Origin of the sequence: Chitinophaga tropicalis (genome assembly GCF_009758205.1) — a bacterium.
GTDB classification, from domain to species: Bacteria; Bacteroidota; Bacteroidia; order Chitinophagales; family Chitinophagaceae; genus Chitinophaga; species Chitinophaga tropicalis.
The window spans coordinates 542,634-562,017 of record NZ_WRXN01000002.1 but is presented as its reverse complement, the minus strand read 5'-3'; the positions used below and the strand labels follow the sequence as shown (position 1 = coordinate 562,017).

Sequence of the window (19,384 nt, the reverse complement as noted above, 5' to 3'; positions counted from 1 at the left end):
ATCTTCTTGCACCCGTTTACTTCACTTTCACAAATTTTAAATCCTTTACCCCAAAATTCGAGATCGCAAAGCCGGTCACATCATGCTTTTCATTTTCCAGGAACTCCATTTCAAATGCAAAGGTCTCCGGGCCTGAGCCTGAAAATTTATTCTCACCCACCCGCTTCAATTCAATATTTTCCAGCTTCAGGTGGGTCATGATAAGTGCATCCCCGCGCACAACGAACCTGTAGCTGGTACTGAGCTCATCGCTGTAATACTCACCTGTAAAGTCCTTTAAGTTATCAGTGTATTTTACAACAGGTTTAACTGTTGGTTGGCCTGGTGTAATTGCAGATGGCTTTTCCTCTTTCAGCTTGTCCTTTATATAAAAATTTGCCATCTGCCACCGGGCATTCAGCTTTTCATTATGTTCATCGTTACTGAGTGCAATAATGGCAAGACGCTCACCGGGAGAGCGGCCCATAAAAGTACGGAAGGCCGCCGCATGTCCCCCGTGCGAGATCACATCCACCCCTTTATAATTCCATAGGTTCTGCCCTTTTGCATGAAAGACCGTGTCACCATCGCCAGATATCCTCAATATCACTTTCCGGCCATCGTTCAGGTAAGATGCTTCGTTGAACGCCTTTATCAGTTCCGGCGTTCCAACCACCGGGTGCTCAAAATTCAACACCCATTTGGTTAAATCCTCCACCGTGGTCAGAAGATTGGAAGGACCGGGATTGGAAACATTCAACGGCTGATGGTAATAAATTCCATTTATCAGCTCGTAAGACTCAGCTTTATTTTTTACCACTTTCCCATAATTATCACAAAACTGCGTACTGGTCATCCCCAGCGGCCTGAATATCTTCTCTTCCGTATAGGCGGTAAACGATTTGCCGGTTACACGGTGTATGATCTCTGCAAGCAAGGTGTAGCCGGTATTGCAATAGCCAAATGCAGTGCCCGGCATAAAATTCAGATTCTTTTGCCTTGCCGTTAATTGCAGGATCTGTTCGGTTGTAGAGATGTCACCCAACCTGTTCCCTGCTAATGACATAGTTGCCGCCTGGTCCCTCAAACCACTCGTATGGCCAAGCAAATGCTTTACCCTGATCACTGCATGGTAATCCGGCAGTTCAGTGATATATTTCCGGACATCATCCTCAAGAGAGATCCTGCCCTCACTGGCCAGCAGGTATATGGCGAAAGCAGTAAATTGCTTTGATACCGAAGCAATATTAAAAACGGTCTGCGGCGTAATTGGTATATCATGGTCCAGGTCGGCCATACCATATCCCTTCTGGAAAACAACTTTACCATCCTTAACAATGGCTACAGCAGCACCGGGAGTCTGCCAATTATAAGAGGCATACATTGAATCAACCTTCCTCCCTGCCTCCACATCTTCCACAATATAGGGTGTCCTGGTAGATACCTTGTCTGCAATCACCCACCCTTCATTCGTTTTCATCAGGTTGAAGTAGTCCGTGAACAGCTCCTTTGCGGTACTGATCTCCACTTTCGCACTACCCATATTGTTGGTAATATTCAGGCTGACAATCCGGGTCTGCAGGCTTTGAGGCCTCGGATGGGGCTTGAACAGGGCAAGGTACTGGTTTCTCGTATACTCCGTAAATTTCCCGTCACGGTAGTTTTTCAGGTGACAGGAAACATGCATGGCCTTCCCTATCCTGGTCGTATCGCCGGTGGCCCAGCCGTCAAAGTAAAGTTCGATCGTCTTTTCGATCTGTTGTCGCTCAGTGGAAATATCCTGGCAAAATGCCGGAAAACAATAGGATGATAAGCTCAGTAACAGGGCTATCTTTTTCATTTAAAAAAGAGTTTAGCCAAAGATGCAGTTTCCTCTGTTTTCTGAGTGCCAAAGCCTTAAAATATTAGTACGGATTTATAAATCCGGAGTAGTTTCCCGGATATAAGCATTGGGAGTCAATCCTTTAATTTTTTTGAAGGCGGCGAAGAAAGTGGACTTTGAATTAAATCCCACTTCGTCCCCCACAGCCTCTATTGTTAAATTTGTCTGGTAAGACAGCATCTTACAGGCAGCGTTAACCCGGTATTCATTCACAAAAAGAGTGAAGTTTTTCTGCAGACTGTCATTCAGGATCCTGGACAACTGGTGACTGGGAACTTTAATCTCACGGGCCAGGTCTCCCACCTTTAAGTTAGGGTTCCGGAAAAGTTCTTTCCCGTTCATGACCTCCTGCAGCCTGGCAACAATCAGGCTGGCCTCATCTTCATTCAGCTTTCTGTCGCCATATTTCTGACCGGCAAAAGAAGATAGATCATTTGCTTTTTTCCGGTGTAACAGTATTATTATAACGAAATAAATTACCAGGGAAAAGTACAAAGGCCCCATAATATAACTGCCTTTGGTGATGTTAGTATAAGCCCATACATAGGCAGTAAATATCAGGAATATCGTCGCGCAGATCGTCAGGACCCACTTTTCGAAAGGTTTCAGCTTCTCCTTAGCCCGGATCTTTTTAAAAAGCGGTTTGACCGGAATTATCGTAAGTCCAATGTAAATACCCCATTGCAGATAAATCGCCGGGACAATGTAATGTGTCCAGAGTCGCGGGAAGTTCTCATAAGGGAAAACTAAACCTGCCAGGATCACTGCCAGCCAGGCTGCCAGTTGTATGCCCCAGGATAATGGTAGCTTCCTGACCTGCTCTATTTCCGTTTTCACGAAAAAGTATAAAAATGGCCCGATAAACAGGCAGGCTGCCAGACCAAATTGCAGGATTGCTCTCGGTATATCATGGTCAAAAAAATAGACGACAGACTTTCCTATACGGATGCTCAGCACAATCAACAGGGCGCCCAGGAAATAATTAGACAGGTTTTTCTTCGGAGTGAAGCAAAGGAAGTATATGCCGGCGATGAGACCGTTAAATGCTCCCAGCGCGCTAAAGAAAAAGAGTAAGTTGTTTCCAGAGGTCATGGCCGTTATTATTACCGGCTCAAAGTTAACAGGTTTCTTTGTTCAAATGTAAGGATAATAGGCAGGTATCCTGTAACAGGCTACATCTGCTCCAGCCATCGCCTAGTTCTGATTCCTGTATTCATTGGGAGCAACACCTACCTTTTGCTTGAATAGGCGGGTGAAGTGCTGTTGATACCTGAACCCCAGTTCATTTGCAATTTCATTAATGGATTTGTTGGGTTCAAAGATTTTCCCCTTGGCCTCGTCAATCACTTTTAACTGAATGTGGTCCAGCGCAGTATTGCCCGTTTCTTTTTTGATAAGGTCGCCAAAGTAATTGGCAGATAAATGCAGCTGCTCCGCGCAATAAGTAACTGTTGGCAAACCTAAAGTCCGTGCCTCACCCGATTTAAAATAATCGTTCAGGAGGTTCTCAAAGCGTACCAGGATATCCTTATTGACATGGCTTCTGGTAATAAACTGCCTGTCGTAAAACCGCATACAGTAATTTAAAAATAGCTCAATATTGGAGATAATAAGCGTCTTGCTATGTTTATCAATGTTCAGATCGATCTCCGCATCGATCTTATCAAGACAGTCTTTGACCGTAGCCCTTTCTTTCTTCGATAAATGCAGGGCCTCGTTAACTTCGTATGAAAAAAAAGTATATTCTCTTATCCGCTTCCCGAGTTGCGTTCCCACAATCAGGTCCGGATGGAAAACCAATGCCCTTCCTGATGGTTTTATGATCTTCCCGCTGTTGTCAATCCCATAAACCTGCCCGGGCGATATGAATACCAGGGTGCCCTCTTCATAATCATAGGGTTGACAGCCATACCTCATATCACCACATTTTATGTTCTTCAGGAAAATGGCATATATACCCATATACCTGCGGAAATACTGATAGGTGGGTATCTCGTCAAAGTTGACCACGCTCACCAGCGGATGCCTTGTTTCCACCCCCATAGCATCATTATACTGTTTAACAGTATCGATCCTTTCCACTTTTTCCATGATAAAATTCTTTTCATACAAATTTAGAAAACCTTTTAGTACAGCCTGCGTACATAGCCCCCAATCCGTAAAAGTGGTAAATACATCTGTATCCTGTATAAATGCAGTATAGACATAAAACAGAACTTTGTAAAAGTAACCAGGTTATAATGAGCGAAACAAATAACCAAAAACAATAATACAATGGGCAGCCCCGGGATTTTAAAATTGATTTTTCTCTTTTTGTTTGCAATGAATGTAAAGACTATGAAGGCACAGAACAATAGCAACAGTAATACGGCACTGAATACACACCAGCAAGCCTTGGCCGCAATTGCGTCCTTAACGGCAACAGGAGATCTCGACGGACTGAAACCTGCACTGAACAACGGGCTGGACGCAGGCCTCACCATCAGCGAAATAAAAGAAGCACTCGTCCAGTTATATGCGTACTGCGGCTTTCCCCGAAGCCTCAATAGTATCAATACACTAATGGCGGTGCTGGAAGAAAGAAAGGCCAGGGGTATAAAGGATATGGAAGGAAAAGATGCCACGCCGGTAAATGACAGCAACAAGTACGCAACCGGGAAAAAAACGTTACAGCAGCTAACAGAAATTGAAGAGAACGGCCCCAAAACAGGAGCCTGCGCTTTTGCTCCCGTCATAGACACTTTTTTGAAGGAACATTTGTTTGCTGATATCTTTAGCCGTGACGTTTTAAACTACCGCCAGCGGGAGCTTGTGACCATTTCCGCACTGGCTGCAATGCCCGGCGTAGAACCTCAGCTTAAAGCCCATATATTCATGGGCAGGAACACAGGTATAACCGATGCCCAATTAACAGAACTTACAGACTTGATAGAAAGAACTGCCGGCAGGATACAGGCCAACGTTTTAAGAAAGTTGGTCTCTCTGGCAGAACTGCCCGTTATTCAACCTGATATGTTGGTACGGTTATCTGAAATAGAGATAGTTCCGGAGTACCTGGAAGAATACAAAACTATCCTTCATGAGGAATCATCGCAATCCATAAAAATTGAGCCAGGTGTTATTTCTATTTTCCCAATGTACCAGAAGCAAAACCCAACGCAGTTCAGGCTCGTAGAGATCTATGCCAGCAAGGATGCTTATCAGTCTCACTTACAGTCAGCGCATTTTAAGCATTATAAAACGGCAACACTGAAAATGGTCAGATCGCTGAAACTTGTTGACATGAATACCCTGGATCCGGATGCAATGAAATTGATATTTGAGAAGATTGGTAAGTAAGAGAAATGTTGTCCGTTCCGTAAATTCAATAACATTAAAAGGATGCTGTTTTCTACAATAAAAAAAGGTTGGTTCAGTAATGAACCAACCTTTTTTGTGACCCCGTCTGGATTCAAACCAGAAACCTTCTGATCCGTAGTCAGATGCTCTATTCAGTTGAGCTACGGAGCCATTCCCTTGAATGGGATTGCAAATGTAGGAAACTTTTTTACAATTAGCAAAATATCTTATTCCATTGCATGAAAAATTTCGCAAATACCTTTCGTATCTTTAGTAGGATATACCCTCAGTTTTTGTTAATCGTTAAACACAACCCAAATGAAAAACGCGAAAGCCCTCCTCACCCTCCCATTATTTGCCATGCTATTACTGTTCAGCTCATTTACATCTAAACAGCATACGCGTACCGCCATAATAAACTATGCCTGGTATAATCCTGCCGGCCAGTTTATAGCCTGGAGCACATTGGCAAACGCAGAAGTAGTGAGCGATGCAGACACTAATCCCGTTAATGGTACACTGGTCCTGGAAGGATACACTGATGGCGGTCCGGGCTTACCTCCCTCCGGAACACTCGTATACCGTTTGTATACGCATCCCTAAAATGGACATAGCCCTTTATAAAAATGCCTGTGCCATTTGGCGCAGGCATTTTTATAAAAAGTTTCTTCGCCAATTCTATCTGAACAAATTCACCGTAGCTCCTATCTCATAACTCCCATCCACATACGTTTTAATCCCCTCCGTCTGCGTCGTATACAACGCCTGCACAGTCACCATTTTCTTAATATTCACTCCAATACCCGCAGTCACACTACCTGAAGTATGATACATCGCCATCACATTAGCTACATTGTCCAGGAACCCGACATTCACCCCTGCATCCAGGATATTATCATACCCTTTAACTCCCCGGTAACAAAGCTTAGGCGCAACAGAGCTGATAGCGCCCTCCTGTATAAAACGGTAAGATGCAGCAGTAAAAAAGATACCGCCGCCATCTACACCTTTATTATCGCCGGTAAACAGGCTGCGCACATTCGGTAAAGCCCCTTGCAGGGTCCAGTGCGCATCCGTATATGCCATACCGTATTCTGCTTCAAAATAATTATCCCTGCGGTTAAATGCACTCAGCGAAGGATCGTTAGGATCTCCCGTCACGTGAGAATAATCCAGCCGCTGGAAATTCATTGCCAGCGATAATCCAAAATGTAACTGCCGGCCATTATTATCCAGCGGGATACGATAGGCATAAGTACCCGCTATACGTGTACGGTTAATTAATCCTGCCTTGTCATTGAAAATATGAAGACCTGCTCCCACTCTGTTTGTAATAAAACCATCTGCTGTAAAATACCCGGTAACAGGTGCCCCGTCAATACCTGTCCATTGCCGGCGATAGGCGCCATTGATATGCAACCCGCTGTCAATACCTGCCATAGCAGGGTTGGCAAGATACTGGTTCTGGAAATACTGGGTGCCGGAAGGTTCCAGCAACGCCTGGGAATTACCCGCCTGCTGGGCTTTTACCACTGTGAAAACTGCTGTCATCGTAAAGATCAGCAACAGTATTTTAAAAGATTGAGTTGGGATAAAGATCTTCTTCATCGTTATCAGTTAAATATAGAGACGCAAGGTTATATATTGGCAGATCAGTAGCTGATATAGGTATCGTTTCTGGTTGAAATGGGTCAAATGCACAAAATCGGCGTAAATGTAAATGATTATTACCTAAAGAATTAACTTTTTTTACTGATTATAGTAAGGACGAATGTGATCTTTCCCTAATAAAAAAAGTTGACCCGATCAACGGACCAACTTCACTTACTTTCAGCAGAGGCTTTTCAGACTCTCTCTATAATTCTCTTGCGATGCTGTACGCCCCATTTATGCATAGCTATGATCACTTCCGACAATGTTTCGCTATAAGGAGTAAGAGCATATTCTACTGTAACCGGCTTGGTATTACACACGGTCCGCGTAACCAGGCCGTTCATCTCCATCTCCTGCAATTCCTTTGATAATATCCTTGGAGATATTTCCGCCTGCCTGGATAACTCCCTGAACCGCATTTTGCCGTCCCTGAGCATAGAAATAAGAACAAGTTTCCACTTGCCGCCAACCACATCCAACGTGTCCCTGATGGCCAGGCCAGCTTTGGAACAGGCGGACTCATCTCCTACTATGCATTTATGTACTTTAACCATATAGTATCCTTTTTGTAACCGGTATTCTTTATGTAACAGATAACAAAGATATACTATACCTCGAATAATTTTGTATGTAATTACAGATTGGCAACAAATACATAACATAAAATTACAGGCATGAAATTATTTGAGAAAAAAGTACTGGGCGGCCAGACGCTTAAAAACAGCATGGCCATGGCCCCTATGACGAGAAGCCGTGCAAATACATCCGGCATAGTTGGCGATTTAACAGTATTGTATTACACACAAAGAGCAAGCGCCGGCCTTATTATTACGGAAGGGATCAACATCTCAGAACAGGCCCTGGGTAGTGCGTTGACGCCAGGCCTGTACACACAGGAGCAGATTGAGGCATGGAGAAAAGTAACCAACGCAGTTCATAACGAAGGAGGCGTGATCTACGCCCAGCTTTGGCACACCGGCCGTGTCGGGCACTCGTCTGACAGGAACGGGAAACTTCCGGTGGCGCCATCAGCTATTGCTATTGAAGGTCAGCGGCATTTTACAATGAAGGGAATGCAGGACTATGAAACACCACATGCGCTGAGCGCTGAAGAAATAAAACAGATCGTACAGGATTACAGGCAGGCTGCCCTGAATGCAATAGCAGCAGGCTTTGACGGCGTAGAGCTGCATGCCGCCTTCGGCTATCTGCCCAACCAGTTCCTGGCAGACAGTGCTAACAAAAGGAATGATGAATACGGAGGAAGCATAGAAAACAGGAGCCGGTTTACACTGGAAGTCATGAAAGGACTTGTTCAGGCGATCGGTAGCAATAAAGTAGGTATCCGGCTATCCCCCACCATTCCTTACAATAGCATCTTTTCAACCGATCCCGTTGCACAGTTCAGCCACCTGGTCGGTGAGCTGGATAAAATGCCGCTGGCATATATACACCTGATGTCTTCCTTATTTCCTTTGGATAAACTGCCGCATTATCCCAAAGATCCTGTTGGAACATTCAGCAAACTTACCCGTCATACCATTATCGCTAATGGCGGTTACACCCGGGAAACCGGCGAGGCTGCACTGGCAGAAGGTATGGCAGACATTATTTCTTATGGTGCATTATTCCTGGCAAATCCCGATCTGCCAAAACGGTTTGAATTGAACAGTGAACTTAATCAGGCTGACAGAGCTACTATGTTTGGAGGAGGTGAACAAGGATACACAGATTATCCGTTCTTAGCATAGTGAACAGGCCGGAGAATTCCCCGGCCTGTTTGCTTTTAATGTCCTGTCTCATCCAGCGCCGCCTTCAAGCCCTTTGCCAGCTTATCTGCCGGCCCTACTCCCCAGTAATGCAGGAAGAATATCCTCGGCTCTTCATGTACCATATGATTATGCACGGCCACCACCTCAATACCATTTTCTACCAGGGCCTTTATAACAGGTTCCACTTCATTCTCCAGCATAGTAAAATCACCCGCCACAGCTGCTCTTTCAGGCGTTCCCTGCCAGGCCGCCCAGGTATTGAAACCCATAAATGCGCTCACCTGTATACCATGCTCCTGCAGCAATACGTCAGACCGGCCAATAGTATATTTATACACCCCTTTACTCATTTCACCTTTATGGCCGGTAATAGAATCCAGCCGGGCAATATCGATCGTGTTATTTACACTATCAGGTTTAGCTGCCTTAGGATCATGGCCTCTTACCTCCTTCACCTTATCAAAAATGGCTTTCACACTGGCTGATAACCTCTCCACTTTACCCTTACCATCGATATGCATATACACCACATTCGGATGATTACGCACAAAGTGATTATGAATGGCCGATATCATAAATCCCTGCCGTACCACTTCCTGCTGCACAGGCGCCAGGTCTGTTTCAGTAAGGATAATATCTCCCATTACCATGGCGCTGTCCCGGCAGGGAGTAAACGCCGCCCAGCTGCCAAGCCCCATCGGAGGAATGATCTTAAAACTATCAACTACAACGTTAAGATCATTCTGAGGCACAGTGATCTTATATTCTCCATTTTTTTCCACACCCTTCATTCCCGTGATCTGCTCAATTTTCTGTATGTCCAGCCTGCTTCCCGGCGGACAAAGAACATTGTTACGTACGGAGGGCTTGTCCTGATAATTACAGGCAGTGGTAACTATCAGAAAAGGCAGCATAATGTACCTGATGTTCATAACTGATGATATATTGTTTTGATGAGAAGTCCCAGTAACGCAGCTCCCAGGATAATAAAAGGTTCCTGGAGCTTTTTGAATCTTAATAATAAAAGAACAGTAACTATTGCTATAATAACAGTTGTGACGTCAGTTAGTTGCCTTTTGGCAAGAACAGCCACTGCTCCTGCAATTGCCCCTATCGCTGCAACCGTTACCCCGTCTACAAAAGCTTTGATCCCCGGATTTCCGCCATATTTCCTGAAATACGGTGCAGGTATTACCGTAAAGAAATAACACGGCAGGAATGTAGCTAATGCAGCAACACAGGCCCCCGGAAAACCAGCCACCAGGTAACCGATAAATCCTACTGTAATCACCACTGGTCCCGGAGTGATCATCGCAACAGCTACTGCATCCATAAACTGCTGGTCATTCAGCCATTGATATTCTTTAACCACCCCGCCATACAGGAACGGTACTATAGCCAGCCCGCTGCCAAACACAAATGCTCCTGCTTTCAGGAAGAACCAGCATATCTGCGCTATCTTGCCATTCACCGCCACCGACCCGGCTGCCTGCAACAGAACAGGGAGCCCGAAAATACTATTAGCTGTTTTAAATGTCTTCGGTGGCGCTTTCACCAGCCATACAACAATACCAGCCGCCAGCACCAGCCAGAGGATCTCCTTCTCAGTAACAAATGTGGCTACAGCTGATAATGCAAAAAGACCCCAGTATAACCAGTCTTTCTGCACGGTCTTTTTCACAAGCTTGTAACTGCCCATAGCAATGATCCCGATCACAGCCGCGCCAATACCATAAAATACAGCCTGCATCCAGGGAATACCTCCTGATGCTACATAAAAATATCCCAGGGCCAGCACCATTAAGAAGGATGGTAAGACAAATGCAAGCCCAACCAGCGTTGCTCCCGGTATTTTATAATGAACATATCCCAGGTAAATAGATAGCTGCGCTGCCAGCGGACCAGGAGCCAGCTGCGCCAGCGCAAGCCCTTCCCTGTATTCATCTTCACTTATCCATTTCCGTTGTTCCACCAGGTCCCTGTGCATATAACCTACCAACGCCACAGGACCGCCAAAACCAACAGTACCCAGTTTCAGAAAGTATACAATAAGCTGACGGAGTGTATAAGCAGGCTGAGACATACAATGAAGTTTTTATACACTGTAAGTTCAGAAAGCTTCCAGAATTGAAATAGAACAAAATTGACTTTTGGGATATAAATTACTTTTACGGATGAGGGGTAATTCATCTCCTGCGTAAAACAAAATAGGCTGATTCAATTACTGAACCAGCCTTTAAATATTTCATTTTTGTGACCTCGTCTGGATTCAAACCAGAAACCTTCTGATCCGTAGTCAGATGCTCTATTCAGTTGAGCTACGAAGCCATTCCCGCGATTGGGATTGCAAAAGTAGGAAAAAAATCAGAATCACCAAATTTTTAAATATATTTTTAAAACTATTTTATCTCATCTGCCAGCCGCTCCCCTCAAAAATTTCACTCAACAGCCTGCCCACTCTTACTATTTCCGTACTTTTACCCCGGTTTTTATACGATAAACAGGTGAAAATATTACTTTGGAGCATAGGAAAGGACAACGATTCCTATATAAGGGACGGTATTGCCATTTTTCAGAAACGGTTACAACATTATGTAGATTTTGATATCCGGCTTATTCCCACTGTAAAACAGGCTGCGAGTTTATCCATACCGGAATTGAAAAAACAGGAAGGGAAAATGGTCCTGGACCTCCTGCAACCCCAGGATTATCTTGTAGCACTGGACGAATATGGAAAGATGCAAACCACCATCCAGCTGGCCGATTTCCTGCAGCAAAGGGCCAACGCCGGAACAAGACAGGTTGTTTTCCTGATAGGTGGCGCTTTCGGACTGGACACAGCTGTACTGGAAAGAGCCCAGCTGAAGTTATCCCTGTCTCCCCTCACCTTCCCCCATCAGCTGGTACGCCTTATCATGACAGAACAATTGTACCGGGCGTATACAGTTTTGAACAGGGAAAAATACCATCATCAATAAAAAAGTTATATTATTACACCCAACAATTCATTAGTTAGGATATGATGACTATCTCGATTATCACGGTAAGTATTATTGTTCTCACCTGTCTGGTATCTGTTACGTCTTTTAACCATGCTCAACGTATTGATGATCTGAGCATGTGGCCTTACATGATAAAGGAAAAGAAACAATTCTACAGGTTTGTTACCGGCGGATTTGTACATGCGGATTTCATGCACCTCGGATTCAATATGCTGTCCCTCTTCTTCTTTGGTAGCTTTATAGAAGAGGTATTTCTTCAGATCTTTCAGAGTAAATTATACTACCCCCTTTTTTATCTCCTGGCCCTCATAATGTCTTCCATACCTACTTACCTGAAGCATCAGAATAACTACGGTTACAGAGCCATTGGTGCGTCCGGTGCCGTATCAGCAGTGGTATTTGCCGCTATTCTTTTCAACCCCTGGGCAAGGATCTATGTATTTGTGATCCCTATGCCGGCTGTACTGTATGGTATACTATACCTGGTAGGTACCTTTTATATGGCCCGTCGTGATATGGGTGATGGTATTAACCATGATGCACACTTATGGGGCGCGCTTTTCGGCCTTATCTGCCCGTTAATCTTCGAACCTAAGATAGGCCCTTACTTTCTGGACCAGCTGTTGCACGGCTACAGGTAATCACAAACGAATTTACTTCCGGTTTGCTTTTTGCGTATTGTATAGTACTAGACTCTGTACAACGGTGAGAAAAAGCCATGGCATGAGAATTTACTTCATAACGGGCTTACAGGCAAAGTAGAAAACCAGTTGCAGAACTGTAGAGGAAAATCCAGAACAGGGGATTTTTCTCTACGGGAATTTCTGCTATCAGACTATAGATGCGGCCGTTGATTATTTACCATTCAGAAAGATTTCGACTTGCTATGGAACAGCGTGTTAAGATATTACTGGCCGATGACGACCCTGAGGACCGTTTTATTATGCAGGACGCCTTTAGCACCATTGGCCTTCCCGATGTACCAATGCTTGTCGAAGACGGAGAAAAGGCCCTGGAAGTACTCGCATGCATGAGAGACAATGGAGAAGATTTTCCTTCATTGATTGTTCTTGACCTGAATATGCCCCGCCTGAGCGGAACAGAAGCACTGCGTGAACTGAAAAACATAATAGCTTACCGGGATATTCCGGCAATTATTTTCTCATCTTCTTTCAACGTAATAGAAATGCACGAATGTAAACAGCTGGGGGCATTGGCTTACATGGTAAAACCATTTACGTACGACGAGTATCTTTTATCAGCGCAGCATTTCTACGACTTCTGCATGAAGAAACACGCCTTTCCCGAGTTCAATACAGTGATCAACAGTTTGAGGTAATTTATTTTTCTTCCCACTCCAGCACCAGCATCCGGGTAGTATTGTCTGTTATCCTGAAACGGTCGTCTATACGCATTCCCGCTATCCACACAATACGTTTTCCTGACTCCAGCACCCATACTTTTTCCTTCTGCGGAAGCGATAGCTTCTGATCAATAAAGAACCTGCTTAATTTCTTTTTTTTACGCATGCCCAGCGGATAGAAATAATCCCCCTGCCGCCATTTTCTTAAAACCAGCGGATAATGTATTTCCTGTTTATCCAGGCAGGCAATATTGGACGATGTTGGAATAACAGTGGCAGGCGTTCTTTCAGCTTCCCTGATCTTCAGCTGGCCATTGGTTACAGGAACGAAAGTCCGCTCCTTTTCTATTACAATAACAGCTGCATCCTGCACTTCAACAGGAATGATCAGTAACCATTGACGGTCCCGTATAATGCGGTGACTGGCGGTTTCCACCAGTTTGCCGGATCCGCTGTTCAGCAACTCCAGTACCTGCGGCAGCTGCGCGGAAGAACATCCATAATCCTTGAATATCTCCCATGCAACTGTGTGCAAAGGCCGTGTTTTCTGTAGTTTAAGCACAGGGATCATAATGGTATTCCCCTTTTGCTCGACCAGCCGTTTTTTATGCCGTTGCAGCGCCTCCTCATACAACTCCTCCGCTTCCCTGAAACGGTCAATACTGCCGGCTATATTGGCAGTTACAGCCGGGTAGATCTCCTGCATGACAGGTATTACCTTATGCCTGAAAAAATTACGTGTATATTTTACAGTGATATTGGAACTGTCTTCTGCAAAACCGGTACTATATTCTGTTGCATAGGCCAGCAGCTGCTCCTTTTGGGTAAACAGCAGCGGACGTATAATATGCCCCTGTTTAGGTAATATACCGTGTAAACCGGCTATGCCCGTGCCTTTACACAGGTTCATCAGCACTGTTTCAACATTGTCCTGCATATGATGGGCTGTAGCTATAAAAGCGCTGCCTGATTGCCGCCGTATATTTTCCAGCCACCCATAACGCAATTCCCTTGCTGCTACCTGGATGGATACACGATTGCTGTCCGCATACACAGCCGTATCAAAACGCACTGTATGCAGCATCACTCCTAATTTATCCGCCAGTGCCGTCACAAAAGCAGCATCTCTTTCAGATTCCTCGCCCCGTAACTGGAAATTGCAATGCGCAATCGTAAAACGGAAACCCGCTTCTTTGAAGAGATGCGCCATTACCACAGAATCTACACCTCCACTCACCGCCAGCAGTATCTGCTGGTCGGTTGTAAAAAGCTGTTCCTGCTTTGTATATGAAATAAAACCTTTCAGTAGGTCCATAGTGTAACATTAATTATCAGATCAGATCATCCAGTGCGGCCTGCAGTTCATTGTAGGCATGCCTGTCCTGTGCCGCTTTTGCCATTTCCATGCCTTTTTCATAAATAGCAATGGCCGCTTCCGGTTGGGCATTGCGTTCCAGCAGCCGGCCCAGGTGATAGTAGGAACCTACATACCCCGGTTCATGCGCCAGCAGCTCCTCAAACAGCCTGCGGGCCTCCCCGTCATCATTCAGCTTGATGTACTCAAGCGCCAATGCATGCTTCAGAAAGCTGTCATTGGGGCTGGTTTTAAGAAATTCCTTGATCCTGGCTATTCTATCCATTATTTAAATATATTTGCTCATACCGCTTTATAAAAACAAAACAGTTAAGGCCATGAAGATTTTAGTTTGTATCAGTAAAACTCCGGACACAACTGCAAAAATAGCTTTCACAGACAACAACACGAAATTCAATGAAGCAGGTGTACAGTTCATCATTAATCCTTATGATGAATGGTATGCCCTGGTAAGAGCACTTGAATTGAAAGAAACCCTGGGAGCAACCGTGCATCTTGTTACAGTAGGCGGAGCAGATACTGAACCCGTTATCCGCAAGGCGCTGGCGCTGGGTGGAGATGAAGCTTTCCGTATCAATACAGATAGCCAGGACAGCTTTTACATCGCTTCCCAGATAGCGGCACACGCAAAACAACAGGGTTATGACCTCATATTTACCGGCAAGGAAACCATAGACTATAACGGTTCCGCTATCGGCGGAATGGTGGCTGAACTGCTTGACCTGCCTTACGTTTCCATCGCAGCAAAATTTGAGCTGAGCGGTACCCAGGCCACCATCAACCGCGAAATAGAAGGTGGTGAAGAGATCGTAACAGTTGCACTTCCCGTTGTAGTGTCCTGCCAGAAAGGAATGGCCGAGGCACGTATCCCCAATATGAGAGGCATTATGGCTGCACGTACCAAGCCCCTGGCGGTGATAGAACCCGTAGCGGCAGACTCTCTGACAGCGGTATCCACATATGAACTCCCTCCCGCAAAGGCCGGTGTTAAACTGATCAGTGCCGATAATGTGGACGAACTGGTTAAACTCCTGCACGAAGAAGCTAAAGTGATCTGAAACATCCCACGCTCAGCTTTCTCCATTCCAAGAACTTAAACTCTACGTTAAATCATGTCAGTTATAATATTCGCAGATCAGGCTCAGGGCAAGATCAAAAAAGTAGCTTTCGAAGCAGTACAATATGGTGCCAAAGTAGCACAGCAGCTGGGAACCAGCGCTACAGCACTGGTATTAGGCCAGGTAGATAATGCAGAACTGGAGGCGTTAGGTAATTACGGCGCAGCTAAAGTATTGCATGTAGCAGATGCCCGCTTAAATGAAGTGGAAAGCACTGTATTTACAAAGATAGTAGCTGCAGCAGCAGAACAGGAAGCTGCTCAGGTCATCGTTTTCCCCCACAATTTTGACGGCAAGGCCATCGCTCCCCGTGTAGCCGCCCGGTTGAAAGCCGGTTTTGTATCAGGCGCCATCTCCCTGCCGGATACGGCCAACGGCTTTGTAGTGAAGAAAAGCGTATTTTCCGGCAAAGCTTTTGCCAATATTAATATAACATCAGAGAAGAAAGTGATTGCGGTCATGCCCAACACTTTCCCGGTAGAAAAGACAGATGCCAAAGCTACTGTGACTGCCTTCTCCCCCGCTATCAGCGATGCTGATTTCAAAGTGAAAGTAAGCAAGGTCGAAACCGTTACCGGTGAAGTTCCACTCACAGAAGCAGAGATCGTAGTAAGCGGGGGCCGCGGTTTAAAAGGCCCCGAGAACTGGGGACTGGTAGAAGACCTGGCCAAAGCGCTGGGAGCTGCTACAGCCTGCTCCCGCCCTGTTGCCGATACCGGCTGGCGCCCACATCATGAACACGTCGGACAAACCGGTCTTACCGTACGTCCCAACCTGTATGTAGCCATCGGTATTTCCGGCGCTATCCAGCACCTGGCGGGCGTAAACGGTAGTAAAGTGATCGTGGTCATCAATAAAGATCCCGAAGCGCCATTCTTCAAAGCAGCAGATTACGGTATAGTCGGAGATGCCTTCGAAGTAGTACCAAAGTTGACGGCAGCAATAAAGCAACTGAAGTAAGTACTTAGCGATTTTGCTATTACTTATTATCTGTTTTTTAGATAAGGAATATTTTTTCTAACTTCACGTTCTTACAAAATATTCAGCGACAACGCAGGACAGATATGAGAAAAATAGAACTGGAAATAGTTGCTTTATCGCACAGCATTACGCAAACACATTCGTACGCCGTAGTATTGGGAGAGGTGAACGGCTTGCGCCGCTTACCGATCGTGATCGGCGGCTTTGAAGCGCAGGCTATCGCTGTTGCGTTGGAGAAAATGCAACCCAGCCGCCCTCTGACACATGATTTGATGAAAAACTTCATGAACGCTTTCAATATAGAACTTCATGAAGTCGTGATCAGTAACCTGCAGGAAGGGATCTTTTATTCCAAGTTGATCTGTTACAGCAATGAAGAAACCATAGAGATAGACTCACGTACCTCCGATGCCCTGGCATTAGCCGTACGCTTTGGCTGCCCTATTTTCACATACGAGAACATCCTCAACAGCGCAGGTATCCTCCTGGACGATCCTGCCGGAAAGAAAAGCGGTGTCAAACCCGTCACTCCTACCATTTCAGAACATGAGAAAGGTGCTGAAGATGATCTTAAAGTCCTCAATCTGGATGAACTGACACAACTGCTCCAGGAAGTACTGGAACAGGAAGATTACATCAGGGCCATCGCCATCCGTGATGAGATCAACAGCCGTAAAGGCCGTGTATAAAAGGTTTTACTGTAATACCAATATAACGATCCGGTAGATCATCAGATAAGGAGTTTCCTTATGTATGGTTTACCGGATCGTTAAAATTGGGTAATATCACTCTTACGTTCGATAGCGTCTCAATGATACACTACCTTACGTTTTCTCATTTTAAATATTAAACTTTGCACTTATAAAATACCTCCTTTAAAAGTGCTCCTCTCCCATGATCGTTTTTCCGAATTGTAAAATAAACCTGGGCCTGCACGTAATCAGTAAACGTCCGGATGGTTTTCATGAACTGGAAACCGTATTTTATCCGTTACCACTCACTGACGCACTGGAAGTACTCAGTCCCGGTCAGCTGCAATTCTCCTCTTCCGGTATAGCTGTTCCCGGTAATCCTGCAGATAACCTCTGCCTGAAAGCATGGCATCTGCTGAAACAGGATTATCCCTCACTGCCGGAGGTGAACATACATCTTCACAAACATATTCCTATCGGCGCAGGACTGGGCGGTGGTTCCTCAGATGCAGCCTTTATGCTGCAATTGCTGAACAGCCGTTTTCAGTTAGGTATCTCTGCAGAACAATTACGGGAATATGCAGCCAGACTGGGTAGCGACTGCGCTTTCTTCATCAGTAACAAACCCTGCTTCGCCACTGGCCGTGGAGAGATCATGACGCCGGTCGGACTGGATCTTTCTGCTTACTCTTTTGTCCTGGTCTATCCCGCAGTGCATATCAACACAGGTTGGGCCTTTGGTCGCATTACACCCAAAGCGCCCGCGCTTTCTCTCCATGAAAGCATTCTGCAACCGATAGAAGACTGGAAGGAAATTATTACAAACGATTTTGAAGCGCCCGTATTTGAAGCACATCCCCATCTAAAAGAGATCAAGGAAAAGTTATACAGATATGGTGCGGTTTACGCTACCATGAGTGGCAGCGGCTCTGCTTTTGTCGGAATATTTCCCAAAAACAGCACAGCAGGGATTTCTTTCAATCCCGATTATAAAGTATTTATTCTCTGAGCCGCGCATAATACAACGTCTTGCCTCCCGGCTCAACTCTTCTTTTCTCAATCAAGCCGCGCGCAGCGCAAAATTCCCCTCAAAAAATTGCCTTCGCATCCTTCTCCTAACCTCTCCTCACCCTCCCTAAAAACACAAAAGCCGGCATACGCCGGCTTCAAAACAGCATAGCCGGCATCATAACAACACCGGCTACAAACTATTTATTCGGAACTCCGCTTATTTAACGGAAGCTACCAGGTTCTTGAAAGTTTCAGGCTCATTCATTGCCAGATCAGCCAATACCTTCCTGTTCAGGTCGATATTCTTTTCAGACAATTTGTGGATCAGCTCAGAGTAAGTGATACCTTCAGCGCGGGCAGCAGCGTTGATACGCGCAATCCACAACTGACGATAGTTTCTTTTCTTCAGCTTACGGCCTACATAGCTGTATGTAAGACCTTTCTCTAATACGTTTTTGGCTACGGTATATACATTTTTCCTTTTACCGTAGAAGCCTTTGGCCTGCTTTAATATCTTCTTCCTGCGGGCCCTGGAAGCTACTGCATTTACTGAACGAGGCATATAGTGCTTTTTTGATCAGGTTAATAATTAATTACACAACACCACATCTCATTATCTGAGAGCAAGCATTCTTTTTACCAGGTCCAGGTTAGCTGAACTAACAAGGCTGCTACCTCTCAGGTGGCGCTTTCTTTTGGTAGCCTTCTTGGTCAGCAAGTGACTTTTGAAAGCATTATACCTCTTAATCTGTCCGCTCCCGGTAACCTTGAAGGTCTTCTTCGCCCGGGAATGAGTCTTTACTTTGGGCATCTTACATCAAATTTGGTCTGCAAAGGTAGAAAATTATTTTAAACAACGAACTAGTAATATAAAATATTTATTCACCCCCAAGATATGTGGATAACTTTCTAAGACCTTTTTTAAACTTTTTTTCATCCCGTTAAGATACTGAATATCAAATTTAAATCCCCCTGTCACTTACAGTACTCCTTCTATTTATCGATTTAGAATATATACACATTTTTTATATTTCCTATATTAGTCATAATTTTAATTTTAAAATAGTAACATCTTTAGCCATATCAGTTAAACAAAGATCAAGCCTATGGAAACACTTTACACTTCTCAAAATGCCATCCCGGTGTGGGGTTGGAAGCTTTTTCGATCGGTAAAACATTGTAACTCATTGAGTATTCAGGACGTCTGAAAGACCCGC

Annotated in this window: 21 protein-coding genes and 2 tRNA genes; 10 read left to right on the top strand and 13 right to left on the bottom strand. The window is 45.0% G+C overall.

Features of this window, described 5'->3' with window-relative positions:
- Nucleotides 1–16: 16 nt before the first annotated feature.
- The 3 genes from GO493_RS07895 to GO493_RS07885 all read right to left on the bottom strand — a co-directional run bounded on the left by GO493_RS07895 (nucleotide 17) and on the right by GO493_RS07885 (nucleotide 3,952).
- Nucleotides 17–1,819 carry a serine hydrolase gene (locus GO493_RS07895; RefSeq protein WP_157305589.1) on the bottom strand — a complete coding sequence of 601 codons (1,803 nt, stop codon included), beginning with the start codon at nucleotides 1,817–1,819 and terminating at the stop codon, nucleotides 17–19.
- Between the two features lie 75 nt (nucleotides 1,820–1,894).
- Entirely contained in the window at nucleotides 1,895–2,953 is a 1,059-nt protein-coding gene (locus GO493_RS07890) for an AraC family transcriptional regulator (RefSeq protein ID WP_157305588.1), read from the bottom strand.
- A 102-nt stretch (nucleotides 2,954–3,055) separates the two neighbouring features.
- Nucleotides 3,056–3,952, bottom strand: a complete 897-nt coding sequence (locus GO493_RS07885; RefSeq protein WP_157305587.1) for a helix-turn-helix domain-containing protein — start codon at nucleotides 3,950–3,952, stop codon at nucleotides 3,056–3,058.
- 246 nt (nucleotides 3,953–4,198) lie between these two features.
- Here GO493_RS07885 and GO493_RS07880 point away from each other — a divergent pair, with 246 nt between their 5' ends.
- On the top strand, nucleotides 4,199–5,200 hold the full coding sequence (locus tag GO493_RS07880) for a carboxymuconolactone decarboxylase family protein (protein WP_198315624.1): 1,002 nt from the start codon (nucleotides 4,199–4,201) through the stop codon (nucleotides 5,198–5,200).
- Nucleotides 5,201–5,297: 97 nt separating this feature from the next.
- Here GO493_RS07880 and GO493_RS07875 read toward each other — a convergent pair.
- A tRNA-Arg gene (locus GO493_RS07875) sits at nucleotides 5,298–5,371 on the bottom strand.
- A 147-nt stretch (nucleotides 5,372–5,518) separates the two neighbouring features.
- Here GO493_RS07875 and GO493_RS07870 point away from each other — a divergent pair.
- Nucleotides 5,519–5,803 (top strand): hypothetical protein, encoded by a 285-nt coding sequence (locus GO493_RS07870; protein WP_157305585.1) that lies wholly within the window; start codon nucleotides 5,519–5,521, stop codon nucleotides 5,801–5,803.
- A gap of 75 nt (nucleotides 5,804–5,878) precedes the next feature.
- Here GO493_RS07870 and GO493_RS07865 read toward each other — a convergent pair whose 3' ends face one another.
- Together GO493_RS07865 and GO493_RS07860 are read right to left on the bottom strand one after the other, a co-directional pair.
- Complete coding sequence (locus GO493_RS07865; RefSeq protein ID WP_157305584.1) at nucleotides 5,879–6,808, bottom strand: PorP/SprF family type IX secretion system membrane protein; 930 nt, start codon at nucleotides 6,806–6,808, stop codon at nucleotides 5,879–5,881.
- A gap of 236 nt (nucleotides 6,809–7,044) precedes the next feature.
- A complete protein-coding gene (locus tag GO493_RS07860; RefSeq protein ID WP_157305583.1) occupies nucleotides 7,045–7,407 on the bottom strand; it encodes a winged helix-turn-helix transcriptional regulator in 363 nt (120 codons plus the stop codon).
- A 120-nt stretch (nucleotides 7,408–7,527) separates the two neighbouring features.
- On the opposite strand from GO493_RS07860, the gene GO493_RS07855 reads away from it, so the two are divergent.
- A complete protein-coding gene (locus tag GO493_RS07855; RefSeq protein WP_157305582.1) occupies nucleotides 7,528–8,604 on the top strand; it encodes an alkene reductase in 1,077 nt (358 codons plus the stop codon).
- Nucleotides 8,605–8,639: 35 nt separating this feature from the next.
- On the opposite strand, the gene GO493_RS07850 is transcribed toward GO493_RS07855, so the two are convergent.
- The 3 genes from GO493_RS07850 to GO493_RS07840 form a co-directional block, all read right to left on the bottom strand.
- A complete protein-coding gene (locus GO493_RS07850; protein ID WP_157305581.1) occupies nucleotides 8,640–9,557 on the bottom strand; it encodes a DUF1259 domain-containing protein in 918 nt (305 codons plus the stop codon).
- Nucleotides 9,554–10,708 carry a chromate transporter gene (locus GO493_RS07845; RefSeq protein WP_157305580.1) on the bottom strand — a complete coding sequence of 385 codons (1,155 nt, stop codon included), beginning with the start codon at nucleotides 10,706–10,708 and terminating at the stop codon, nucleotides 9,554–9,556. The genes GO493_RS07850 and GO493_RS07845 overlap by 4 nt, the downstream gene beginning before the upstream one ends.
- 171 nt (nucleotides 10,709–10,879) lie before the next feature.
- Nucleotides 10,880–10,953 (bottom strand) — tRNA-Arg (locus tag GO493_RS07840).
- Between the two features lie 176 nt (nucleotides 10,954–11,129).
- Here GO493_RS07840 and GO493_RS07835 point away from each other — a divergent pair.
- The 3 genes from GO493_RS07835 (at nucleotide 11,130) to GO493_RS07825 (ending at nucleotide 12,966) form a co-directional block, all read left to right on the top strand.
- Nucleotides 11,130–11,603 (top strand): 23S rRNA (pseudouridine(1915)-N(3))-methyltransferase RlmH, encoded by a 474-nt coding sequence (locus tag GO493_RS07835; RefSeq protein ID WP_317165410.1) that lies wholly within the window; start codon nucleotides 11,130–11,132, stop codon nucleotides 11,601–11,603.
- A gap of 41 nt (nucleotides 11,604–11,644) precedes the next feature.
- Nucleotides 11,645–12,268 (top strand): rhomboid family intramembrane serine protease, encoded by a 624-nt coding sequence (locus GO493_RS07830; RefSeq protein ID WP_232538786.1) that lies wholly within the window; start codon nucleotides 11,645–11,647, stop codon nucleotides 12,266–12,268.
- Between the two features lie 245 nt (nucleotides 12,269–12,513).
- Nucleotides 12,514–12,966, top strand: coding sequence for a response regulator (locus tag GO493_RS07825; RefSeq protein WP_157305579.1), 453 nt, complete (start codon nucleotides 12,514–12,516; stop codon nucleotides 12,964–12,966).
- 1 nt (nucleotide 12,967) lies between these two features.
- On the opposite strand, the gene tilS is transcribed toward GO493_RS07825, so the two are convergent.
- Both tilS and GO493_RS07815 read right to left on the bottom strand, forming a co-directional pair.
- The gene (tilS, locus tag GO493_RS07820; protein ID WP_157305578.1) at nucleotides 12,968–14,305 is read right to left on the bottom strand and encodes a tRNA lysidine(34) synthetase TilS; all 1,338 of its coding nucleotides are present in this window, start codon (nucleotides 14,303–14,305) and stop codon (nucleotides 12,968–12,970) included.
- 16 nt (nucleotides 14,306–14,321) lie between these two features.
- Nucleotides 14,322–14,630 (bottom strand): tetratricopeptide repeat protein, encoded by a 309-nt coding sequence (locus GO493_RS07815; RefSeq protein WP_157305577.1) that lies wholly within the window; start codon nucleotides 14,628–14,630, stop codon nucleotides 14,322–14,324.
- 52 nt (nucleotides 14,631–14,682) lie between these two features.
- Between GO493_RS07815 and GO493_RS07810 the strand changes: the two genes are divergently transcribed.
- From GO493_RS07810 to ispE, 4 genes are all read left to right on the top strand, one after another.
- Entirely contained in the window at nucleotides 14,683–15,423 is a 741-nt protein-coding gene (locus GO493_RS07810; RefSeq protein ID WP_157305576.1) for an electron transfer flavoprotein subunit beta/FixA family protein, read from the top strand.
- A gap of 54 nt (nucleotides 15,424–15,477) precedes the next feature.
- Nucleotides 15,478–16,443, top strand: a complete 966-nt coding sequence (locus GO493_RS07805; protein WP_157305575.1) for an electron transfer flavoprotein subunit alpha/FixB family protein — start codon at nucleotides 15,478–15,480, stop codon at nucleotides 16,441–16,443.
- Nucleotides 16,444–16,547: 104 nt separating this feature from the next.
- Nucleotides 16,548–17,153 carry a bifunctional nuclease family protein gene (locus GO493_RS07800; protein ID WP_157305574.1) on the top strand — a complete coding sequence of 202 codons (606 nt, stop codon included), beginning with the start codon at nucleotides 16,548–16,550 and terminating at the stop codon, nucleotides 17,151–17,153.
- Between the two features lie 205 nt (nucleotides 17,154–17,358).
- Nucleotides 17,359–18,165 carry a 4-(cytidine 5'-diphospho)-2-C-methyl-D-erythritol kinase gene (gene ispE, locus GO493_RS07795; protein ID WP_157305573.1) on the top strand — a complete coding sequence of 269 codons (807 nt, stop codon included), beginning with the start codon at nucleotides 17,359–17,361 and terminating at the stop codon, nucleotides 18,163–18,165.
- 219 nt (nucleotides 18,166–18,384) lie between these two features.
- Here ispE and rplT read toward each other — a convergent pair whose 3' ends face one another.
- Entirely contained in the window at nucleotides 18,385–18,729 is a 345-nt protein-coding gene (gene rplT, locus GO493_RS07790) for a 50S ribosomal protein L20 (RefSeq protein ID WP_157305572.1), read from the bottom strand.
- 51 nt (nucleotides 18,730–18,780) lie between these two features.
- Nucleotides 18,781–18,978: a 50S ribosomal protein L35 gene (rpmI, locus tag GO493_RS07785; protein ID WP_072357585.1), complete on the bottom strand. Its 198-nt coding sequence runs from the start codon at nucleotides 18,976–18,978 to the stop codon at nucleotides 18,781–18,783.
- Nucleotides 18,979–19,384: the final 406 nt, after the last annotated feature.